Annotated in this window: 19 protein-coding genes; 10 read left to right on the top strand and 9 right to left on the bottom strand. The window is 62.6% G+C overall.

From position 1 onward, the window contains the following. Position 1: 1 nt before the first annotated feature. From AC3WVQ_RS33605 to AC3WVQ_RS33585, 5 genes are read left to right on the top strand one after another with little or no spacing between them, the layout of a single operon-like run. A complete protein-coding gene (locus AC3WVQ_RS33605; RefSeq protein ID WP_192445002.1) occupies positions 2-1,330 on the top strand; it encodes a nitrous oxide reductase family maturation protein NosD in 1,329 nt (442 codons plus the stop codon). Beyond that, positions 1,296-2,195: an ABC transporter ATP-binding protein gene (locus tag AC3WVQ_RS33600; protein WP_060530200.1), complete on the top strand. Its 900-nt coding sequence runs from the start codon at positions 1,296-1,298 to the stop codon at positions 2,193-2,195. Before AC3WVQ_RS33605 ends, AC3WVQ_RS33600 begins: the two co-directional genes overlap by 35 nt. Then, entirely contained in the window at positions 2,192-3,013 is an 822-nt protein-coding gene (locus tag AC3WVQ_RS33595; protein WP_192445000.1) for an ABC transporter permease, read from the top strand. Before AC3WVQ_RS33600 ends, AC3WVQ_RS33595 begins: the two co-directional genes overlap by 4 nt. Then, complete coding sequence (locus tag AC3WVQ_RS33590) at positions 3,010-3,591, top strand: nitrous oxide reductase accessory protein NosL (protein WP_029742711.1); 582 nt, start codon at positions 3,010-3,012, stop codon at positions 3,589-3,591. Before AC3WVQ_RS33595 ends, AC3WVQ_RS33590 begins: the two co-directional genes overlap by 4 nt. A gap of 4 nt (positions 3,592-3,595) precedes the next feature. Continuing rightward, a complete protein-coding gene (locus tag AC3WVQ_RS33585; protein WP_192444996.1) occupies positions 3,596-4,507 on the top strand; it encodes an FAD:protein FMN transferase in 912 nt (303 codons plus the stop codon). Positions 4,508-4,661: 154 nt separating this feature from the next. Here the strand turns inward: AC3WVQ_RS33585 and AC3WVQ_RS33580 are convergent, their stop codons facing one another. The 9 genes from AC3WVQ_RS33580 to AC3WVQ_RS33540 all read right to left on the bottom strand — a co-directional run bounded on the left by AC3WVQ_RS33580 (position 4,662) and on the right by AC3WVQ_RS33540 (position 13,699). Then, positions 4,662-4,928, bottom strand: coding sequence for a helix-turn-helix domain-containing protein (locus tag AC3WVQ_RS33580; RefSeq protein ID WP_226020894.1), 267 nt, complete (start codon positions 4,926-4,928; stop codon positions 4,662-4,664). Between the two features lie 78 nt (positions 4,929-5,006). Beyond that, a complete protein-coding gene (locus AC3WVQ_RS33575; RefSeq protein WP_134887095.1) occupies positions 5,007-5,882 on the bottom strand; it encodes a glycine betaine ABC transporter substrate-binding protein in 876 nt (291 codons plus the stop codon). A 71-nt stretch (positions 5,883-5,953) separates the two neighbouring features. Continuing rightward, on the bottom strand, positions 5,954-6,838 hold the full coding sequence (locus AC3WVQ_RS33570) for an ABC transporter permease (RefSeq protein WP_029742707.1): 885 nt from the start codon (positions 6,836-6,838) through the stop codon (positions 5,954-5,956). A gap of 22 nt (positions 6,839-6,860) precedes the next feature. Continuing rightward, positions 6,861-8,093, bottom strand: a complete 1,233-nt coding sequence (gene proV / locus AC3WVQ_RS33565; protein ID WP_060520864.1) for a glycine betaine/L-proline ABC transporter ATP-binding protein ProV — start codon at positions 8,091-8,093, stop codon at positions 6,861-6,863. A gap of 321 nt (positions 8,094-8,414) precedes the next feature. After that, positions 8,415-8,858: a PRC-barrel domain-containing protein gene (locus tag AC3WVQ_RS33560; protein WP_210333416.1), complete on the bottom strand. Its 444-nt coding sequence runs from the start codon at positions 8,856-8,858 to the stop codon at positions 8,415-8,417. Positions 8,859-9,188: 330 nt separating this feature from the next. Next, on the bottom strand, positions 9,189-10,076 hold the full coding sequence (locus AC3WVQ_RS33555) for an aldose 1-epimerase (protein ID WP_029742704.1): 888 nt from the start codon (positions 10,074-10,076) through the stop codon (positions 9,189-9,191). A 3-nt stretch (positions 10,077-10,079) separates the two neighbouring features. Further along, positions 10,080-11,030: an L-arabinose ABC transporter permease AraH gene (gene araH / locus AC3WVQ_RS33550; protein ID WP_029742703.1), complete on the bottom strand. Its 951-nt coding sequence runs from the start codon at positions 11,028-11,030 to the stop codon at positions 10,080-10,082. Next, positions 11,027-12,541, bottom strand: a complete 1,515-nt coding sequence (gene araG, locus AC3WVQ_RS33545) for an L-arabinose ABC transporter ATP-binding protein AraG (protein WP_134887096.1) — start codon at positions 12,539-12,541, stop codon at positions 11,027-11,029. The genes araH and araG overlap by 4 nt, the downstream gene beginning before the upstream one ends. A gap of 174 nt (positions 12,542-12,715) precedes the next feature. Next, positions 12,716-13,699 (bottom strand): arabinose ABC transporter substrate-binding protein, encoded by a 984-nt coding sequence (locus tag AC3WVQ_RS33540; protein ID WP_192444992.1) that lies wholly within the window; start codon positions 13,697-13,699, stop codon positions 12,716-12,718. A 182-nt stretch (positions 13,700-13,881) separates the two neighbouring features. Between AC3WVQ_RS33540 and AC3WVQ_RS33535 the strand changes: the two genes are divergently transcribed. The 5 genes from AC3WVQ_RS33535 to AC3WVQ_RS33515 all read left to right on the top strand — a co-directional run bounded on the left by AC3WVQ_RS33535 (position 13,882) and on the right by AC3WVQ_RS33515 (position 19,436). Next, positions 13,882-14,649 (top strand): FadR/GntR family transcriptional regulator, encoded by a 768-nt coding sequence (locus tag AC3WVQ_RS33535; protein WP_192444990.1) that lies wholly within the window; start codon positions 13,882-13,884, stop codon positions 14,647-14,649. A 56-nt stretch (positions 14,650-14,705) separates the two neighbouring features. Further along, positions 14,706-15,854, top strand: coding sequence for a galactonate dehydratase (gene dgoD, locus AC3WVQ_RS33530; protein ID WP_060530195.1), 1,149 nt, complete (start codon positions 14,706-14,708; stop codon positions 15,852-15,854). An 11-nt stretch (positions 15,855-15,865) separates the two neighbouring features. Continuing rightward, the gene (locus AC3WVQ_RS33525) at positions 15,866-16,642 is read left to right on the top strand and encodes an SDR family oxidoreductase (protein ID WP_192444988.1); all 777 of its coding nucleotides are present in this window, start codon (positions 15,866-15,868) and stop codon (positions 16,640-16,642) included. A 165-nt stretch (positions 16,643-16,807) separates the two neighbouring features. Beyond that, complete coding sequence (gene araD, locus AC3WVQ_RS33520) at positions 16,808-18,523, top strand: L-arabinonate dehydratase (protein ID WP_110819279.1); 1,716 nt, start codon at positions 16,808-16,810, stop codon at positions 18,521-18,523. A gap of 10 nt (positions 18,524-18,533) precedes the next feature. Next, positions 18,534-19,436 carry a dihydrodipicolinate synthase family protein gene (locus AC3WVQ_RS33515; protein ID WP_060603514.1) on the top strand — a complete coding sequence of 301 codons (903 nt, stop codon included), beginning with the start codon at positions 18,534-18,536 and terminating at the stop codon, positions 19,434-19,436. The last annotated feature ends 21 nt before the right edge of the window (positions 19,437-19,457 follow it).

The following is a 19,457-nucleotide window of genomic DNA, read 5'->3' as shown; positions in this document are numbered from 1 at the left end:
GATGCGGCTGTCCGTTCTCCTGATCGGCTTTCTTCTCGCCTCTCCGCTCTTAGCGGCGGAGCGCGCAGTCGTGCCGGGTGCGGGCAGTCTTGCCGCTGCCATCGCCGGGGCTCAACCCGGCGATGTGCTGGTGTTGACCGACGGGGCCTATGACGGCCCCGTCACCATCGACCGACCACTGACCATCACCGGTCCGCGTGGAGCGGTGGTGAATGGGCTTAAGCAGGGTAGCGTGGTGACGATTGCCGCGTCGGACGTCACCTTGACGGGGTTCACCGTCACCGGTTCGGGTCGCATCAACCAGGATCTCGACGCCGGGGTCAAAATCGTTCAAGGCGCCGATCGCGCCCGTGTCGAAAAGCTGCTCGTCACCGACAACATGCACGGCATCGACGTCCATGGCGGCCGCGACACGATTGTCTCCGGAAACGAGATCACCGGCACGCGCAGCGCCCGCATGAACGAGCGCGGTAACGGCATCTATGTCTGGAACAGCCCCGGTACGCTGCTTCAAGACAACATTATCCGCTACGGTCGCGACGGCATCTTTTCGAACGCCAGCGCCGACAGCATCTATCGCCGCAACATCATGCGCGACCTGCGCTTTGCCGTGCACTTCATGTACACCCGCAACACCGAGGTTTCCGACAACATCTCGATCGGAAACCATCTGGGCTTTGCGATCATGTTCTCCAACCGCGCGAAGATCCTGAACAATCTCAGCCTCGGCGACCGCGAGCATGGGCTGATGCTGAACTATGCCAACAATGCCGACGTGTCAGGCAATCTGGTGCGCGGGGGCACGAAGAAATGCCTGTTCATCTACAACGCCCACAAGAACCTGGTCTGGGGAAATCGCTTCGAGAGCTGTGGCATTGGCATACATTTCACCGCCGGTTCGGAAAAGAATGTGCTGACAGGCAACGCCTTCATCGCCAACCGCGAGCAGGTCAAATACGTCGGCACCCGCAATATGGAATGGAGCCATGAAGGCCGGGGCAATTTCTGGTCCGATCATCCGGCCTTCGACCTCAACGGCGACGGCGTTGCCGACAGTTTCTACCGCCCCAACGACCTGATGGACCAGATCCTCTGGTCGCAGCCCGCGGCAAGCCTGCTCACCGGCTCGCCGGCCGTGCAGATCGTTCGCTGGAGCCAACGGGATTTTCCCGCCACGCTGCCTGGAGGCGTGCGCGACAGCGCGCCGCTGATGCGCCCCCTGACCATCCCTGTCCCGCTCGAAATCCTTGCCTATGAGGCGGAGGCCGCAGGGCGCTGGACTGAAGGAAATTACGATGACACCGACGTTGACAATCTCCAGGCTCACTAAGCGCTTCCAATCGGTGGAAGCGCTCAAGTCCGTTTCCCTTGCGCTGGAGCCGGGACGGCGCGCGGCACTGCTCGGCCATAACGGTGCGGGCAAGTCGACGATGATGAAGATCGTGCTTGGCCTCATCCCCTTCGACAGCGGCGAGGTTTCTGTTTGCGGCTCGGCGCCCGGTTCGCCCGCCGCGCGGACCCAGGTGGCGTATCTGCCGGAAAATGTCGCCTTTCACCCGGCTTTGACGGGAGAAGAACAGCTTCGCCACTATCTCGCACTGCGTGGCGAAAACCCGAAGCAGGCCACGGAGCTTCTTGCGAGGGTCGGACTTGGCCACGCGGCGCGGCGTCGGATCGGTACCTATTCCAAGGGCATGCGCCAGCGGGTGGGTCTGGCCCAGACGCTGATCGGCCGCCCCCGTCTCCTGGTGCTGGACGAACCGACCTCGGGCCTCGACCCGGTGTCGCGACGGGACTTCTATGACCTGCTCGACGGGTTGGCCGCAGAAGGAACCGCCATCCTGCTCTCCTCCCACGTGTTGACCGAGGTGGAGGCCCGCACCGACAGCATCCTCATCCTTTCCGGTGGGGAACTGGTGGCAGAAGGTACGCTTGCCGATCTTCGCACCCGTGCGGCACTTCCGGTCGCCTTTTCCGTTCGCCCCGCACCGGGCCATGCGCCGGCGCTGGCAGCGACCTTTCCCGAGGGGGTGGAAGGGGAGGACGGTCTCTTGCGCCTTCGCGGGTCGCAGTCGGAAAAACTGCCGCTCCTTGCCCGCATTGCGGCGCTTGGGAGCGCCATTGCCGATCTTGATGTCATCCCTCCCAGCCTCGAGGACATCTACAGCCACTTCAGCCGGAGGGACGGGCAATGAACCGCATCCTTGCCACCGCCGTCAGCGAATTCCGTATCGCTTTGCGCAATCGTTGGGTCTCTATCGCCACCGGCATGATGGTGCTGTTCGCCCTGGTGCTGGCCGCCGCCGGCTCTGCCCCGACGGGCGATGTCGGCGTCGACCGGCTCTCCGTAACGGTCGCCTCGCTCACTTCGCTTGCGGTCTATCTGGTTCCGCTTTTGGCATTGCTGATGAGTTTCGATGCGGTGGCTGGCGAAGTGGAACGCGGCACGCTGCCACTGCTTCTCACCTATCCCGTCTCACGCCTGCAGATTCTGCTCGGCAAACTGCTGGCGCATCTCGCAATCCTCGGTCTTGCCGTGACGCTTGGCTACGGCGCGGCGGCGCTTGCAGCCGTCTGGTTCGATCCTGGAGCAACCGCGGGGCTTGGCGCCCTATGGCGACTGATCTGGTCTTCGGTGCTGCTGGGTGCGACCTTTCTTGGCACCGGCTATGCGCTTTCGGCTTTGGCGCGACGGCCGTCGGGGGCGGCGGGCTTGGCCATCGCGCTCTGGCTGGTGGCGGTGGTGCTCTACGACCTCGCCCTGTTGGCGTTAATCGTGACGGATGGAGGCGGTGCCTTCACCACACACGCATTGCCCGTTGCGCTGCTTGCCAACCCTGCCGACGCCTTTCGCGTCTTTAACCTCTCGGCCGCACAGGCCGCTTCTGCCGCAGGCGGACTGGGTGGCGCCGCCGGCACGATCCCGCTCTGGCAATCGGCAACCTCCCTTCTCGCCTGGCCACTCGCCGCCATAGCCCTTGCCGCCGCAGCCTTCCGAAAGGTGACCCCATGAGGACCCGACTTCGCTTCGTGCTCGTTGCGGCCGCTCTGGCGCTGCTTTCCGCCTGCAAGGAGGACGTCGCCCAAAGCATCGTGCCGCAGGACATGACGCCCGAGACCCTCGGTCATTACTGCCAGATGAACCTTCTGGAGCACCCCGGCCCGAAGGCCCAGATCTTTCTGGAAGGAAGCCCCGCGCCGCTCTTCTTCAGTCAGGTGCGCGATGCGATCGCCTATGCGCGTGGGCCGGAGCAAATTGCGCCGATCCTCGTCATCTATGTCAACGACATGGGGGCTGCGGGAGCAACGTGGGACCAGCCCGGTGACGGCAACTGGATCGCCGCCGACAAGGCGTTCTACGTGGTCGGCTCTGCCCGGCGAGGCGGCATGGGTGCGCCCGAAGCCGTGCCGTTTTCAAGCCGCGACGAGGCTGCGGCCTTCGTTCTTGCCGAGGGCGGCCAGGTGCTTGCGCTCGCCGATATTACCGATGCCATGGTTTTGACGCCGGTGGAGACCGGCTCGGAACCGCGAGCGGACGACGAAGACTATCTCGGCCGTCTGCGCGCATTGCCCCATCCAGCCGGAGGTTGACCCCATGCTGCTGACCCGACGCCGCTTGATTGCAATTTCTGCAGTTCTCGCAACGGCGCCCGCCATCGCCCACGCCAACGCGGCAACCCGCTTCTGGACAGGTCAGGCTCTTGGCGCGCGTGCCTCGATCCGGATTGCGCACCCCGAGGCCGAGACGATCGTCTCCAGGGTCATGGCGGAGATCGACCGTCTGGAAAACATCCTTAGCCTCTACCGTGCCAACAGCGCGCTTTGCCGGCTGAACCGCGACGGTCATCTTCAAGACCCGCCATTCGAGCTTTTGGAATGTCTGTCACTGGCCAACGCAGTCCACCTGGCAAGCGGCGGGCGCTTCGATCCGACGGTACAGCCGCTCTGGACGCTCTGGGCTCAATCGGCTGCAAACGGCACGCGACCCGGCCCGGCGGACGTTGATCGCGTGCGTGGCAACGTCGGCTGGGGCAAGGTCAAGCTCGATGCAGCAGCGATCACGTTGCATCCGGGCATGGCGCTGACGTTGAACGGCATCGGCCAGGGGTATGTCGCCGACCGCGTAGCAGCAATGCTTGAAGCTGAGGGACTGACGGACATTCTGATCGATACCGGCGAGTTCCGTGCGCTCGGGGGACGACCGGGCGGCGGCGGATGGCCCGTCCGACTGGAATCAGGCCAGCGCCTGCCGCTGCGCCAGCGGGCGGTCGCCACCTCCGCCCCTCTCGGCACGACTTTCGATCAAGCAGCCAGAGACGGACATATTCTCGACCCCCTGACCGGAATGCCCGCGCCAGCAAACTGGCGCTCTGTCTCGGTGTCGGCACCATCCGCTGCCATCGCCGACGCGCTGGCGACGGCCGCATGCCTGATGCCGGATGCCGGATCGATCGTTGCGATGAACGCGCGTTTTGACGGCGTCCGCCTGGAAGCTGTCTCCGTTTAAGGTGGGCGACCAAGGAACGTCATCGGGGCTTGAGAAGGGTCGGATCCGTCTCGGCCCCGATCGGCGAAAGGTAGGCGGCTGCGACCGCAGCGACGATCGCCTGTGATGGTGTTGGTGATCTTCCTGAGCGCGCCGAACGGGCAGTCCTTGCGGACTACCTCGCCTCCACTGGTCCTGTTCCGCGCCCATCGAGAAGCCAGGCGATGTTGACCTGCAGGATGCCGGCCATCATGTCGAGGCGGTTGGCCCTCGGTTCTGCGCGGTCATTTTCCCAGCTGATCCAGGTCTCTTCGGTAACACCCGCGATTGCCGATATCTCTTCGATCGAAAGCTTGATGGCATCGCGGGCAAGCGAAATGCGGCCACCGATCGTGTCGTCAGTGGCGTCGGCCGTGGCGCGGGGTGCAAGCATGTCGTTCATGATGTCGATGATCCTTCTGTCGGGAGGTACGCCCGCAACGAGATCGCGGGCGTCGGTTGTGGACGCGAGCGGCAGAGCTTAGCCACCGTCCTTGGCGAGCCAGGCTTTGATCTGGTCGGGATGATCCGCGATGTACTGGTCGACAGCCTTTTCGTAGGAGGTCTGCTGGGCGTTAAACATCGCGGCTTCGAGATCGGCGATCGGCAGCTTCATGCGAGATAGCAGGCCTGAGACTTCGGGGTTGTCCTTTTCGATGTCCTTGCGTGCCAGCACGTCCACACGTTCGGCCTTGCCGAGCGCGTTCTTCGGATCCGCTACATAGCGAAGCTCGTACTTGCCGAACATCCAATGCGGGCTCCAGGCCGTGGCGACAAACCAATCCTTCTTGCGCATCGCCCGGTCAATGGTCGTCAGCATGCCGGCCTCACTGGAGATCTGCAGCTTGTATCCGTCGAGCGCGTAGTTCTTGACTGCCTGCTCGGACAGACGCGTAAGGCCCGCGCCGGGATCGATGCCCTCGATCCTGCCCTTGAGCTTCTCCTTCACATCGTCCTTCTTGAGGTCGTCGATCGAGGCGATGGCGTCTTCGGGAATGTATTTCGGCACCACCCAGCCGAGTCTGGCGCCGTCGTAAACGGTCCCGAGGGTCGTTACCTTGTCCTTCACCTTGGCGAAGTAGTCGGCGTGGGTTTCCGGCAGCCAAGCCATCATCATGGCATCGAGGTCGCCGCGGCTGACACCCTGGTAAAGCGGAGCGATATCCGTTTGGACCAGTTCGACCTCCTGGCCGAGCTCGTCCTTGATCAGTTTTGCGGCGAGCTTGGTGACGAACTCGGCGTCCGACCAGGCGGCCCAGCCGATCCTGACGGGTGGCTTTTCCTCTGCGGCAGCCGCGCCAAACGTACCGGCGGCAATGCTGGCCGCAAGGCTGATGGTCGCAAGGGTCTTGAACATGGATGTTCCTTTCTTGAACGTTTGCAAGCGGCAGCGCGAACGCTGCCAGATGGATGGGAAAGTCCGCAGCGTCAGGCAGTGACGGGAGAGGTCCGGGGTTGTTCCTGTCGCCGGCGGAACAGGACGCGCCACGGGCTGGCGCGCTCCTTGCCGAAGCTCTGGGTGATCCGGTCGAGAATGACGGCGAGAATGACGACGGCGAGACCGCCTTCGAAACCGGTTCCGACGTCGAGACGCTGGATGCCGGTCAGGACCGTGTTGCCGATGCCGCCCGCACCGATCATCGAGGCGATCACCACCATGGAGAGAGAAAGCATGATCGTCTGGTTGATGCCGGCCATGATCGAAGGCATGGCGTTCGGCAGTTGCACCTTCACGAGCAGCTGCCAGGCGGTGCAGCCGAAGGCGTTGCCGGCCTCGATGAACTCGACATGCACCTGACGGATGCCGAGATTGGTGAGCCGCACGACCGGCGGCATCGAGAAGATCACCGTTGCGATCGTCCCGGGCACGGCGCCAAGGCCGAAGAACATCGCCGCCGGGATGAGGTAGACGAAGGCCGGCATGGTTTGCATGAGGTCCAGCATGGGCCGCACGGATGCCGCGACGCGATCGCTGCGCGCCATGGCGATGCCAAGCGGCAGGCCGATGAGCATGGCAACGAGCGTCGATGCGATGACGAGCGACAGGGTTTCCATCATCGCGGACCAAAGGCCCATGTGTTCGACCAGCATCAGTGAAAGGGCGGTAAAGACCGCAAAGCCGAAGCCGACGCGCCATAGCGACAAAAGCACGAAGATCGCGAGCCCGAGGGCCAAGGGGGCGGCGAGAAGTGCCGCCTGGATGCTGTTGGTCACGGTGCCGATGGCGGCAGCGATCAGATCGAGCAGCGGTGCGAAATTGTCGAGGATGTAGTTGACGGCGCTGTCGACGCCGTCACCGATATCGAAAGTCATGAATTGTCTCCGAAGGACTGGATCAGGCGGTGCGATCGAGCGTTTCGAGTAGCGCGGATTTGCTGATCGAGCCGAGGTAGCGGTTGGCTTCGTCGATGACAGGCATTGGGAACGCGCTTGCAGCCACCTTCCCAAGCACGTTGGACAAGCTTTCCGACGCCGGGATCGGCTCGATATCCGGCAGGAAGGCGCGCCGATAGGGGTCGGCGGCGCCGTCGCGGGCGGTTGCGATCAACGAAGACCGGCTGATCATGCCGTGATAGGTCTTGTCGCGGCCGAGAATGATGGCGACCTCGCGATCGTAGTGTTCCATGCGCTCAAGTGCAGCTGCGGCCGAAACACCCTGTCGCTCGATGATCGTTACCTGCGTCTTGCGGGCGACGTCGCCGGCGCGGAAGACCTGAGAGACATCGACATTGCGGAAGAACGACCGCACATAGTCGTTGGCGGGCTTCAATACGATTTCGTCCGGGGTGCCCACCTGCACGACCTCACCATTTTGCATGATGCAGATGCGGTCGCCGATCCGCATGGCTTCGTCGAGATCATGGCTGACAAACACGATGGTCCGACTGTGTTCGGCCTGAAGGCGGACAAGTTCGTCCTGCATCTCGGTGCGGATCAGCGGGTCAAGAGCAGAGAAGGCTTCGTCCATGAGGAGCACGGAGGGCTCGGCGGCGAGCGCTCGCGCAAGGCCGACGCGCTGCTTCATGCCACCGGAGAGCTGGTCGGGGCGGCTGTCGTCGTATCCTTCCAGCCCGACAGCGTGCAGAGCCGTTCGGGCGCGGGCCTTGCGCTCGGCCTCGCCGACGCCAGCGACCTCGAGGCCGAAGGCCGCGTTGTCGATAACGCTGCGGTTCGGCAGCAGCGCGAAGGACTGAAAGACCATGCTTATGTCGCGGCGGCGCAAGGCGATCAGTTCGCTGCGCGGCAAGCGTGCTACGTCTTTGCCATCGATCTCGATGGAACCGGAGGTCGGTTCGATCAGGCGGTTGAGGAGGCGCAGCATCGTCGACTTGCCGGAACCCGAAAGCCCCATGATCACGAAGATCTCGCCGGCCCGAATGTCGAAGGTCGCGTTGTTGACGCCGATGGTGCAACCCGTCTCGGCGTGGATCTGCGCCTTCGTGCTGCCGGCTTTAAGAAGGCTCAGCGCCTCGTCCGGCCGCTCGCCAAAAACCTTGAAAACGTTCTTGATACTGATCTTGACCGGTTGCTCGTCGGCCGAGCGGTCGCTCTCAGTTTGAAATGCCATATGTTCTGGGCCCGGCTCCGGAAGCGGGGCACTCTCCTTTGTGTTTGAAAGGCTGATGAAACGATCAGCGAAACGGAGAAGCGCACGACCAGAAAGGCCTGCGCAAATACGACATCATGTCGCAATCCGATTGTCTTTTGGCACACTCGTGCAGAAATGTCCACATTGTGAGAATAGAAAACTAAGTCGTGGCGGTATTTGTCGCAGAAAATGGAATGCTTTCGCGCATTCTGAATGCGGTTATTCGGTGGCGGATGTGCAGGCGCCCGAAGACGAAAACGCGTTCGCCGGAGAAGCGAACGCGCGCGGCAGGGCCGGTCACTATTTCTTCAGCTTGCCGTAATCGAATTTTGGTGCCTTGGAGAGGTCATCCTTGTTGGTGTCGACATAGGCCTTCCAAGTGCCGTTGTCGTTGGCAAGTGCAATTGACGCCGGGTCGATGACGACATAGCTCTCGCCCACGCCGAGGAAACCGCCGACGCTTGCGACGATGCCGATGACGGACTTGCCGTCGCCGATGACGACGTCGGAAATCTCGCCGATCGTCTCGTTCTGCTTGTTGTAGATATCGACGCCGATGAGCTGTGAATTGACGATATCGGTGTCTTTGATTTCCACATATTTCAGCGGCATCGTTGCGGTGGTGCCCATCGTGATGCCAGGGCCGACCAGCATCGCATCTGCGCCGTTTGCTGCGGGTTCTTGCGCGAAGGCAGCGCTGGAAACGAGGGCAAGGGAAAGCGCGGCGGCGGTCACATAATTCATGCATATCTCCTGTTCAGTCTCGCCACCGACCGGGGCGGTCGTGGCGGCTTCTAAACGGAGCCTGCTCAAAAAAGTTCCACGGAATCATTGGTATAAGCAATCTTGCGAAGTCTTTGATCTTTTCGCCTTCGTCCCCAATGCCTGCACAATCTCTACCGGAGACCCGCGACCGGGCGGTCGATCGCAGCTATCCCGCCTGAGGCGCTGGCACCGGCTGTTCGCACAGGCGCGAGGACCCCGCGGTAGCAACCAAAAATTTTCACTTAAAGCAATTTCACCCAGGGTTACTTGTAAACGATTGCTGGATGCGAAACCGCTCTTTGCGAACTGTTACCCGCTCGCCAGTTCCTCGACGCTGAGCGCGATCGTTCCGGTCACAGTCTGGAGAGGCTGCAGGCGGACGAGGCCGCCGTCGCGTTGATCGCGGTGCGCGTTCGGCCGATGGCTCATCGGCTCGAAGCAAAAGAAGCTGCTTGTCGCCGACGGCGAGTAGAGAACGAAGAACCGAAAATGCCCATCGGCCTCGAGCGAAGCGGCAAGCCCCGTTTCCGGCCATTCGATGCGGGCTCGTCCATCCCAGCCGTCGAAGGCATTGTTCAGCCAGTTCGGGGGCAAGGGGGAACCGGATGCAAAGTTCATGCTCTGAGGGATGGGGCCGGGGCGGTCTGGCAGATGACCTTCCCGTTCGCTCCAGTATCGGTCGGCACGGGCGATGAGGCGCGTTTCAGTCGTGCGCGGAAAGTATGGATGGAAGCCCAGTCCGTAGGGCAGGGCCTGGTCGGCGCGGTTGGTGATGGAGAGCGAGAGGATCAGGCGCGGTCCGTCGATGGCGATCGTCTCTATCGCTTCATAGGCAAAGGGTGTGGCAACGCTTGCCTCCTGGTCCAAGCGCATGGCGAGCGATTGCCGGTCGCGCTGCAGGATTGACCAGCGTCCAAGCCAGCCGTCTCCATGCAAAACGAGCGGATCGGTGGTGTTTCTTTCCAGCCTGTAGTCGCGACCGTCAAATTGGAAGCCATTGGCCTCAATGCGGTTGCCAAAGGGCACCAGCGGAAAGCAGGCCTCGGCGCCGAACACTTGCGAGGCAAGCCCCGGTGCCGACGTCGGCGCCAGTAAAGGAATACCGCGCCAGCGGGCCGACAGGATCGCGCCGCCAGGCGGGCTCACCTCGACAGTGAGCCCTTCTTCGTTTTCGAGGAGGACGATGTCTTCCGTCATGCCCTAACTGCGACGACCGGCGGCTGCCGACCGCAGATTGTCGAGCAGCACTGCGAGCAGAAGGATCAGGCCGCGCACGACATACTGGTAGAAGGCCTGGATGTTGAGCAGGTTCATGACGTTTTCGGCAATGCCCATGATGAGAACACCGACGATCACGCCGGTCATCGCCGCCCTGCCGCCGGCAAGCGAGACGCCGCCGAGCACGCAGGCCGAAATGACCGAGAGTTCGAGACCTGTTGCCGCATTCGGCTGGCCTGACGTGATGCGCGAGGCGAGCAGCACGCCGGCAACAGCGCAGACGAGGCCCTGCAGTGCGAAGATCCATATGCGCATGTTGGAGACATTGACGCCGGCGAGGCGTGAGGCTTCCGGGTTGCCGCCGATCGCGAGCGTGTTCTTGCCGAAGACAGTGCGGTTCAGCACGAAACCGAAGACGAGGAAGAAGCAACCCATCACCCAGATTGGCGTAGGGATGCCCAGGAACTTCGACAGTGCCAACTGATAGAAGCTCGGGTCGTTGATACCGACGGCGCGACCGTCAGACGCAATCAGCGCGAAACCGCGCACGATCTGCATGGTGGCAAGCGTCGTGATCAGCGCGTTGATGCGGAAATGCGCAATCACCACGCCGTTGACGAGGCCGACGAAGCCGCCGCACAGGAGTGCCGCAATCAGGCCGACGAGGATCGAGCCGGAGGCGTTCGATGCCATGACGGCGGCCATGCCCGAGAAGGCGACGGTGGAGCCGACCGAGAGGTCGAAGTCACGCGAGGCCAGGCAGAACATCATCGTGCAGGCGACGATGCCGATAGTGACGACCGACTGCAGCAGGCCGAGCATGTTGCGCTCAGTCAGAAAGTTCGGAACCGTCAGCGCCACGATGGCGAAGGCGACGGCGAAGATGACGACCAGACCCTGTTCGCCGAGAAGAAGTTTTTTCAAGGAAGTCATGACGGCTGAACCTGCTCGGTTGGAACATCGGGAAGGGCGGCGGCGAGGATGCGTCTTTCGTCGAAATCGGTGCGCGCGAAATCGGCGGCGATCCGGCCCTGGCACATGACGAGGATACGGTCGGTAATGCCCATCACCTCGGGCAATTCGCTGGAGATGACGACGATCGCCATGCCCTGACCGGCGAGTTCGTAGAGGATTTCGTAGATCTCCGACTTGGCGCCGACATCGATGCCGCGCGTCGGCTCATCGATGATCAGCACCTTCACGCCCTGTTCGGAGAGCCAGCGGCCAAGGATGACCTTCTGCTGGTTGCCGCCGGAGAGATTGATGATGTCCTGCTTGCGGGACGGCGTGCGCACCCGAAGTTTGGCGATGAAGCGGTCCGCCAGTTCCGCTTCCTTCTTGCGGTTGAGGATGCCGAAGGGCGAAAAGTGCCGGCGCGACGAAATCGCCATGTTTTCTTCGATGCTGCGCCCCTGAACGATGCCGTCGAACTTACGGTCCTCTGGGCACAGGACCATGCCGGCGCGGATCGATTGTGGCGGGTTGTCGGCCGGCACGATCGCGCCGTCGATCGTCACGGTTCCCTGGTGGCGTCTGTCTGCGCCATAGACCAGCCGGGTCATCTCGCTGCGGCCAGCGCCGATCAGGCCGAAAAAGCCAAGGATCTCGCCGCGCCGGACCGAGAAGCTCAAGGGTGTCTTCAGCTTCGGACCGCAGATCGCGTCGACGCGCAGACGTTCCGCGCCGAGATCGCGGCCCCGCCAGCCCCAGATGTTGGAGATCTCGCGTCCGACCATCTCGGCGATGATCTGGTCGCGCGTGACCTTGGAAATGTCAGGATGATGGGCGGCAAGCTTGCCGTCGCGCAGCACCGTCAGGCTGTCGCAAAGCCGGAAGATCTCGTCGAGCCGGTGGGAGACATAGAGGATCACGGTGCCATTCGAGCGCAAGCGTTCGATCAGGGCAAAGAGGATTTCGCTTTCGCGGGACGACAGCGACGAGGTCGGCTCGTCGAGCGCGATGACGCGCGCATCAAGCATGACGGCCTTGGCGATCTCGACCATCTGGCGCTCGCCGATCGAGAGCGAGGCGATCTTGGCGGACGGATCGACGTCAATGCCGATTTCCGCAAGCTTCTCGCCGACGACGCGAAGCAACTGGCGCCGATCGATGACCCCGCCCTTGCCGGGGAAGTGGCCGAGCCAGAGGTTTTCGGCGACCGTCAGTTCCGGAACGAGCTGCAGTTCCTGGTGAATGACGATAACACCGGCGCGAAACGCATCGCGCACGGAGCGATAGCCTTGTGCTTCGCCTTCAATACGGATCTCGCCGTTATCGGCGGACTGGTCGCCCGAGAGCAGGCGGATAAGCGTCGACTTGCCCGCGCCGTTCTCACCCATGAGGCCATGGACGGCGCCCTTGCGCACAGAAAACGAGACATCCGACAGCGCCTGGACGCCGGGATAGCCCTTGGAGATCGATTGGAATTCGAGGAAGTCTTGCATATGCGGCTCCGATACGGAACGCCAGGCAGCCGAGCCGCCGGGCCGATAGAGCGGGATGAGGAAAGTGTGCGCGGTTTTCCGCCCGCATCCCGCTCTAAACTACCAGAATCGATCACGTTGATTGTTTGGGTCGGTCCGACCCAAACAATCGTGATCTCGTGTCGCAAGCAGCGATTACTCGATGCCGAGATCCTTGCGTACGGCCTCGTAGTTGTCGCGCAGCGCAAGCTGGCCGGCGGTCAGGGTCAGCTTTTCCGGTTCCTTGCCGTTGGCGATCCACTCATACATGTTGAGTGCGGTCTCGTAGCCGTGGCGCTTCGGCGAGATGATGACGGTGCCGAAGAAGCCGGTTGCTGAAGGCTTCTTGAACTCGTTGATCGCCGAGTCCGCGCCGCCAATGCCGACGCCGATCATGCTGTCGGGAGCAATGCCGACCGTCTCGGTTGCGCGCACGGCGCCGAGTACCGCTTCGTCATTGAGACCGATCGCAACCCACTTCTTGATGCCGGCGTTCTTATTGAGCACGATCGTCGAGGCGTTAAGTGCTGCCTCCGTATCGGTCTTGGCCTGCGGCGCGTCGAAGATGTTAGCTTCCGGGAAGCCGTTGGCCTTGAGAACTGAAAGTGCGCCCTCAACGCGGTCGACCGCCGTCGGGAGCTGGTCGTAGGAAACGCGGATCGCGCCGACGTCCTTCATGTCCCAGCCACGCTTCTTGATTTCGTCGACCAGGGCTTGACCAACAGCTTCGCCGATTTTCGTCGCCGAAATGCCCATGTGGGGCACGTCTTCGATCGGGCTGCCGTCGGCGTTGACCAAACGGTCGTCGACCGTCATCAACTTGAGGTCGTTGGCGGCCGCTTTCGCGACGATGCCGGGGCCGAGCTTGACGTCAGGGGTGCAGACGATGAAGCCCTGCGCGCCCTGGGCGCCGAGATTGTCGATTGCCGACTGAACCTTCTCGCCGTCTTCCGCACCGATCTTGACCAGCGTGAAGCCCTTTTCCTTAGCGGCGACGTCGGCGAACTTCCATTCGTCCTGGAACCACGGCTCTTCCGGCTGCTTGACGATGAAGCCGATTTTGACGTCGGCAGCGAACGCCGAGGTTGCCGCAAACACGGCGACGGTACCAGCCAGAATGGCTGCCTTGATAAAGCGCATGATGTCTCTCCCTGGTGAACTGCCTCCTGCAGTGAGCATTTGTGTATGATGAATCATCATATTCGTCAATTGCCTTTGTATGATGAATGAGATAGTGATGTATAACGATAATGTGCTTCGCTGCGTTGTCGCCTCCAAGCGTCTGCGCTATGGAGCGACAGGGAGACGGGAGCGGGAGGAAAATGGCGGTGGAAGAGCAGGACTACAGCAACGGCGCGCAGGAGCGCGGCCAGCGTCGCCCTCGCGTTCAAAAGAATGTGACGCGCGCCATCGCCTCGGACATCTGCGCCGACGTCTTTCCGGTCGGCTCCTTCCTGCCGCGCGAAAACGACCTTTGCGAACGTTATGGCGTCAGCCGGACCGTCATCCGCGAAACCTTGAAGGTGCTGGAATCGAAGGGCATGGTCCGCGGCCGTTCCCGGGTGGGCACGATCGTCTGCAACAAGGACGAGTGGAACATCCTCGATTCCCAGGTGCTCGAATGGATCGGCGAGCGCATCTTTGAATTCGATCTTTTGAACTGCGTTCTGGAGGCGCGCCGCGCAATCGAGCCGGCGGCCGCAGAGTTTGCGGCCGAACGCGCGACCGTCCAGGAAATTGCCGACCTCGAGCGCGCCTGGCAGGCGATGCGTGACGGCGAGCGCGATGTCGTCGGCTTCACCGATGCCGACGTCGCCTTTCATTCCTGCCTGCTCAAGGCCAGCCATAACCAGGTCTTCCTGCAACTCGTCGGCATCATCCAGGCGGCGCTGAAGTTCTCGCTGTATGCCTCCAATGAAGTTGCCGAACGTCGTGACGAAGCAATCGATATCCATGGCGAACTGGTCGAGGCACTGCGTCTGCGCGACAAGGCGAGGGCGCGCGACTGTTCCACGCGCATGCTGGATCTTGCCGCCCGCGACCTCAAGCTTGCCGTAGAACGTCACCGGCCCGCCCCGTCGGCGCGCTGAAACCCCTTCCCGGCGGCCGACGTCGTCGCCTTGTTTGACCCAGCGGATATCGCACCATGAAGATCACCAAGCTCACCACCTACATCGTTCCGCCGCGCTGGCTGTTTCTGAAGATCGAGACCGACGAGGGCATCGTCGGCTGGGGTGAGCCGGTTGTCGAAGGCCGCGCCCTGACCGTGGAAGCCGCCGTCAACGAGCTTGCGGACTATCTGATCGGCAAGGATCCGCTGCTGATTGAGGACCATTGGCAGGTGATGTATCGCGGCGGCTTCTACCGCGGCGGTGCGGTCCACATGTCGGCGATCGCTGGCATCGACCAGGCGCTCTGGGACATCAAGGGCAAGGCCTATGGCCAACCGGTGCATGCGCTGCTTGGCGGCCAGGTGCGCGACCGCATCAAGGTCTATTCCTGGATCGGCGGTGACCGTCCGTCCGATGTCGCCAAAAATGCCCGCGACGTCGTCGCTCGCGGCTTCAAGGCCATCAAGCTCAATGGCTGCGAGGAGATGCAGATCGTCGACACCTGGGAGAAGGTGGAAAAGGCGGTCGAAACCATTGCGACGATCCGCGAGGCGATCGGCCCGCATATCGGCATCGGCGTCGATTTCCACGGTCGCGTGCACCGGCCGATGGCGAAGGTCCTGGCGAAGGAACTTCAGCCCTTCAACCTGATGTTTATCGAAGAACCGGTGCTTTCGGAAAACCGCGAGGCGCTGAAGGAAATTGCCAACCATTGCTCGACGCCGATCGCGCTCGGTGAGCGGCTCTATTCGCGTTGGGACTTCAAGTCGGTGCTGGCCGACGGCTATGTCGATATCCTGCAGCCGGACCTGTCGCATGCCGGCGGCATCACCGAATGCCGCAAGATTGCTGCGATGGCGGAGGCCTACGACGTGGCGCTGGCACCGCATTGCCCGCTGGGACCGATTGCGCTTGCCGCCTGCCTTCAGGTCGATGCCGTCAGCTACAACGCCTTCATCCAGGAACAGAGCCTCGGCATCCACTACAACGAGGCCAACGACATTCTCGACTACATCTCCAACAAGGAGGTGTTCCACTACGCGGACGGCTTCGTGTCTATCCCGCAAGGCCCTGGCCTCGGCATCGAGGTGGATGAGCAATATGTCATCGAGCGCGCAAAGGAAGGCCATCGCTGGCGCAACCCGATCTGGCGCCACGCCGATGGCAGCGTAGCCGAGTGGTAGGGAGCGCGGATATGGCGGGTCGTCTTGAGGGAAAACGCGTCGTTGTCACCGGCGCAGCGCAAGGCATAGGCCTTGCCATCGCTGAAGCCTTCCTTGGCGAGGGGGCGGGCCTCTTCCTCATCGACCGTGATGGCGACCTCTTGGCGAGCGAAGCCGAGCGCCTGCGTATGTCGGGCGGGAAGGTCGGCTACGCCACGGCCGATATCACCGATGCCGATGCCATCGAGCAGGTCGTCGTTACCGCCGCCCGTCAGATCGGTCAGCCGAATGCGCTCGTCAACAATGCCGGCGTCAACGTCTTCTTCGAGCCGTTGAAACTCTCGGATGCCGATTGGCAGCGCTGCTTCGACATCAATCTCAAGGGTGCGTGGAATTGCAGCAAGGCTGTGCTGCCGGGCATGATCGAGGCGGGCGGCGGCGTCATCCTCAATATTGCCTCGACCCACGCCTTCACCATCATCCCGCACACCTTCCCCTATCCGGTCGCCAAACATGCGCTTCTCGGCATGACCAAGGCGCTGGGGCTCGAATATGCCGGGCAGGGCGTGCGCGTGAATGCGCTGGCGCCGGGTTATGTCCGCACGCAGAAGGCCGTGGAATACTGGAACAGTTTCCCCGATCCGGTCGCCGCCGAGGCCGATACTATGAAGCTCCATCCCGGTGGCCGCATCGCAACACCGGAGGAAATCGCCAAGGCTGCACTCTTCATGATCTCGGACGAATGCCCGTTCATGAACGCCACCTGCCTGACGGTCGATGGCGGTATGAGCGTGCTGCACCATCCCTGAAGGGCCACTTCGACAGCTCCCCTCCACTTTTTTCGACCTCCGGCCTCACCAGCCGGAGGTTTTTCTTTGCCTTCACGTCAGGCCGGTCATCGCTTGATTTGTTATAACTCCGATTATATGAGAAATGAAATGGGCGCGAGCGCTTGAGGTAATCGGGGAGGACACATGTCCAGGAAATTAAGATCGCAGCATTGGTTTGGCGGACTGGACAAGGACGCCTTCATTCATCGCAGCTGGATGAAGAACAACGGGTTGCCCGACGACGTCTTCGACGGGCGGCCGGTGATCGGCATCTGCAACACTTTCTCGGAGCTGACGCCCTGCAATGCGCATTTCCGCGGGCTGGTCGAACACATCAAGGCAGGCGTGCTCGAGGCCGGTGGCCTGCCGCTGGAGTTCCCGGTGTTTTCCTGCGGCGAGTCCAATCTGCGGCCGACTGCCATGCTCTTCCGCAACCTTGCCTCGATGGACGTAGAGGAGGCGATCCGTGGCAACCCTATCGACGGCGTCGTGCTCATGGCGGGCTGCGACAAGACCACGCCGTCGCTGGTGATGGGGGCCGCCTCCTGCGATCTTCCTTCGATTGTCATCTCCGGCGGGCCGATGTTGAACGGCCGCTTCAAGGGTCGCACGATCGGCTCAGGCACTGATGTCTGGAAGTTTTCCGAAGACGTGCGTGCCGGTGTCATGTCGCAACAGGATTTCATGGCGGCCGAAAGCGCCATGTCGCGCTCGCCAGGCCATTGCATGACGATGGGCACCGCCTCGACCATGGCGTCCATGGTTGAAGCGCTCGGGCTTGCGCTGCCCGGCAATGCCGCCTGTCCGGCGGTTGATGCGGGCCGCGCCCGGCTGGCGCGGCTAACCGGGCGGCGGATCGTCGAAATGGTTGCCGAGGACCTGCGCCTGTCGAAGATCCTGACCCGTGACGCCTTCGCCAATGCCATCCGCGTCAACGGTGCGATCGGCGGCTCCACCAACGCCGTTGTGCATCTCCTGGCAATCGCCGGGCGGATTGGCACGAAGCTCTCTCTCGACGACTGGGACCGGCTCGGCCGCGATATTCCGACCATCCTCAACCTCATGCCTTCGGGGCGCTATCTGATGGAGGATTTCCACTATGCCGGCGGGCTGCCCGCCGTCATGAAGGAGATTGCTGCGCTTCTGGAACTCAGTGCCCTGACGGTGACCGGCCAAAGCGTCGGCGCCAACATCGAGTCTGTCGAGAACTACAACGACGACGTCATCTTGCCGCTCGATCGGGCCCTGACCTCGAGTGGCGGCATCGCCGTGCTGCGCGGCAACCTTGCGCCTGACGGCGCGATCATCAAGCCTTCCGCGGCGACCCCGGCGCTGATGCAGCACCGCGGCCGCGCTGTCGTGTTCGAAACCATCGACCACTACAAGGCGCGGATCGATGACCCGGATCTTAACATCGACGAGACCTCGATCATGGTGCTGAAGAACTGCGGCCCGAAGGGCTATCCGGGCATGGCCGAGGTCGGCAACATGGCTCTCCCGCAGAAGCTCCTGAAAAAGGGCGTGCGCGACATGGTGAGGATCTCGGATGCCCGCATGTCGGGGACGGCCTTTGGCACCGTCGTCCTGCACACGGCACCCGAAGCTGCGGTTGGCGGCCCGCTGGCCCTGGTAAGGGATGGCGACTGGATTGAGCTCGACGTTGCCGGCCGCCGCCTCCACCTCGACGTGAGCGACGAGGAACTGGCGCGCCGAAAAACCGCCTGGACCGCGCCACCCCCGGAAATGGTGGGTGGTTATCAGGGCCTCTATGTCGAGCGCGTGATGCAGGCCGACACCGGCGCGGATCTCGATTTTCTTGTCGGCGGCCGCGGCCACGCAGTTCCGCGCGAAAGCCATTGAGGAGGCGACGGTGGACGACTTTCGTATCGAAAGCCTTCATGGCATCCACGCCATCCTCTACGCGCTTTTCGACAAGGACGAAAAGCTCGATCGTGCCGCCATGCGCCGCCAGACGGAGATCTGCCTGGCAAGCGGCGTGCACGGCATGGCAGGGCTTGGCCTTGCGACCGAGGCCTCCAAGCTCGACGAGGCCGAGCGCATGGCAATCATGGAGTGGCTGGTCGAGGATACGGCCGGGCAGGTGCCGGTCGCCCTGACGATCTTTGGCGCGTCGGTCGAGGAACAGGTGCGCCAGGCGCGCCATGCGGCACGGGCCGGCGCCGACTGGCTGATCCTCCAGCCGCCGATGGTCGGCCAGTTCTCGGCCGCCGAGTACATCCGCTTCTTCGGCCGCGTCGCCGATCAGACCGAGTTGCCGCTTGCCATTCAGAACGCCCCGGCCCTGATGGGACGAGGGCTGACGGCCGTCGATATTCGCGAGCTGGTGCGCCAGCACCCGAACATCCGGCTGGTCAAGGGCGAGGGGCCTGTCGTCGACATCGCCCATCTCATCGAGGTTACCGAGGGCCGGCTGCCGGTATTTAATGGTCGTGCGGGCCTCGAGCTGCTCGAGAACCTGCGCATCGGTTGCCACGGCCTGATCCTTGCGCCAGATTCGATCGACTATGCCGTGCGCGCCTACGAGTTCTTTTCAGACGGTTGGGACGAGCACGCGCAAGAGGCTTATCGGCGGATGCTGCCCGGCGTGGTCTTCACCATGCAGGGCATCGAGACGCTGCTTTGTTACGGGAAGCGCCTTTTCGGCGAACGGGCGGGCATAACCATCCACGACCGTGCGCCGGCCATGCGACCGACCGCGATTGGCATCGAGATGACCCGCCGCTACGCGGCCGCGATGGGTGGCTTTTCCTGATCGGGGCGACCGGCTATGAAC

Source organism: Ensifer sp. EB106-05-01-XG146, from assembly GCF_058791875.1.
This window is presented reverse-complemented; position numbering and strand designations above follow the sequence as displayed.

Bases quoted from the DNA above. Each gene is read 5' to 3' on its own strand.
- proV (WP_060520864.1), bottom strand. From the start codon at position 8,093: ATGGCATTTCAAACTGAGAGCGACCGCTCGGCCGACGAGCAACCGGTC.
- AC3WVQ_RS33575 (WP_134887095.1), bottom strand. From the start codon at position 5,882: ATGTTCAAGACCCTTGCGACCATCAGCCTTGCGGCCAGCATTGCCGCC.
- AC3WVQ_RS33555 (WP_029742704.1), bottom strand. From the start codon at position 10,076: ATGACGGAAGACATCGTCCTCCTCGAAAACGAAGAAGGGCTCACTGTC.
- AC3WVQ_RS33590 (WP_029742711.1), top strand. From the start codon at position 3,010: ATGAGGACCCGACTTCGCTTCGTGCTCGTTGCGGCCGCTCTGGCGCTG.
- AC3WVQ_RS33585 (WP_192444996.1), top strand. From the start codon at position 3,596: ATGCTGCTGACCCGACGCCGCTTGATTGCAATTTCTGCAGTTCTCGCA.
- AC3WVQ_RS33600 (WP_060530200.1), top strand. From the start codon at position 1,296: ATGACACCGACGTTGACAATCTCCAGGCTCACTAAGCGCTTCCAATCG.
- AC3WVQ_RS33580 (WP_226020894.1), bottom strand. From the start codon at position 4,928: ATGAACGACATGCTTGCACCCCGCGCCACGGCCGACGCCACTGACGAC.
- AC3WVQ_RS33570 (WP_029742707.1), bottom strand. From the start codon at position 6,838: ATGACTTTCGATATCGGTGACGGCGTCGACAGCGCCGTCAACTACATC.
- araD (WP_110819279.1), top strand. From the start codon at position 16,808: ATGTCCAGGAAATTAAGATCGCAGCATTGGTTTGGCGGACTGGACAAG.
- AC3WVQ_RS33540 (WP_192444992.1), bottom strand. From the start codon at position 13,699: ATGCGCTTTATCAAGGCAGCCATTCTGGCTGGTACCGTCGCCGTGTTT.
- dgoD (WP_060530195.1), top strand. From the start codon at position 14,706: ATGAAGATCACCAAGCTCACCACCTACATCGTTCCGCCGCGCTGGCTG.
- araH (WP_029742703.1), bottom strand. From the start codon at position 11,030: ATGACTTCCTTGAAAAAACTTCTTCTCGGCGAACAGGGTCTGGTCGTC.
- araG (WP_134887096.1), bottom strand. From the start codon at position 12,541: ATGCAAGACTTCCTCGAATTCCAATCGATCTCCAAGGGCTATCCCGGC.
- AC3WVQ_RS33560 (WP_210333416.1), bottom strand. From the start codon at position 8,858: ATGAATTATGTGACCGCCGCCGCGCTTTCCCTTGCCCTCGTTTCCAGC.
- AC3WVQ_RS33535 (WP_192444990.1), top strand. From the start codon at position 13,882: ATGGCGGTGGAAGAGCAGGACTACAGCAACGGCGCGCAGGAGCGCGGC.
- AC3WVQ_RS33605 (WP_192445002.1), top strand. From the start codon at position 2: ATGCGGCTGTCCGTTCTCCTGATCGGCTTTCTTCTCGCCTCTCCGCTC.
- AC3WVQ_RS33595 (WP_192445000.1), top strand. From the start codon at position 2,192: ATGAACCGCATCCTTGCCACCGCCGTCAGCGAATTCCGTATCGCTTTG.
- AC3WVQ_RS33525 (WP_192444988.1), top strand. From the start codon at position 15,866: ATGGCGGGTCGTCTTGAGGGAAAACGCGTCGTTGTCACCGGCGCAGCG.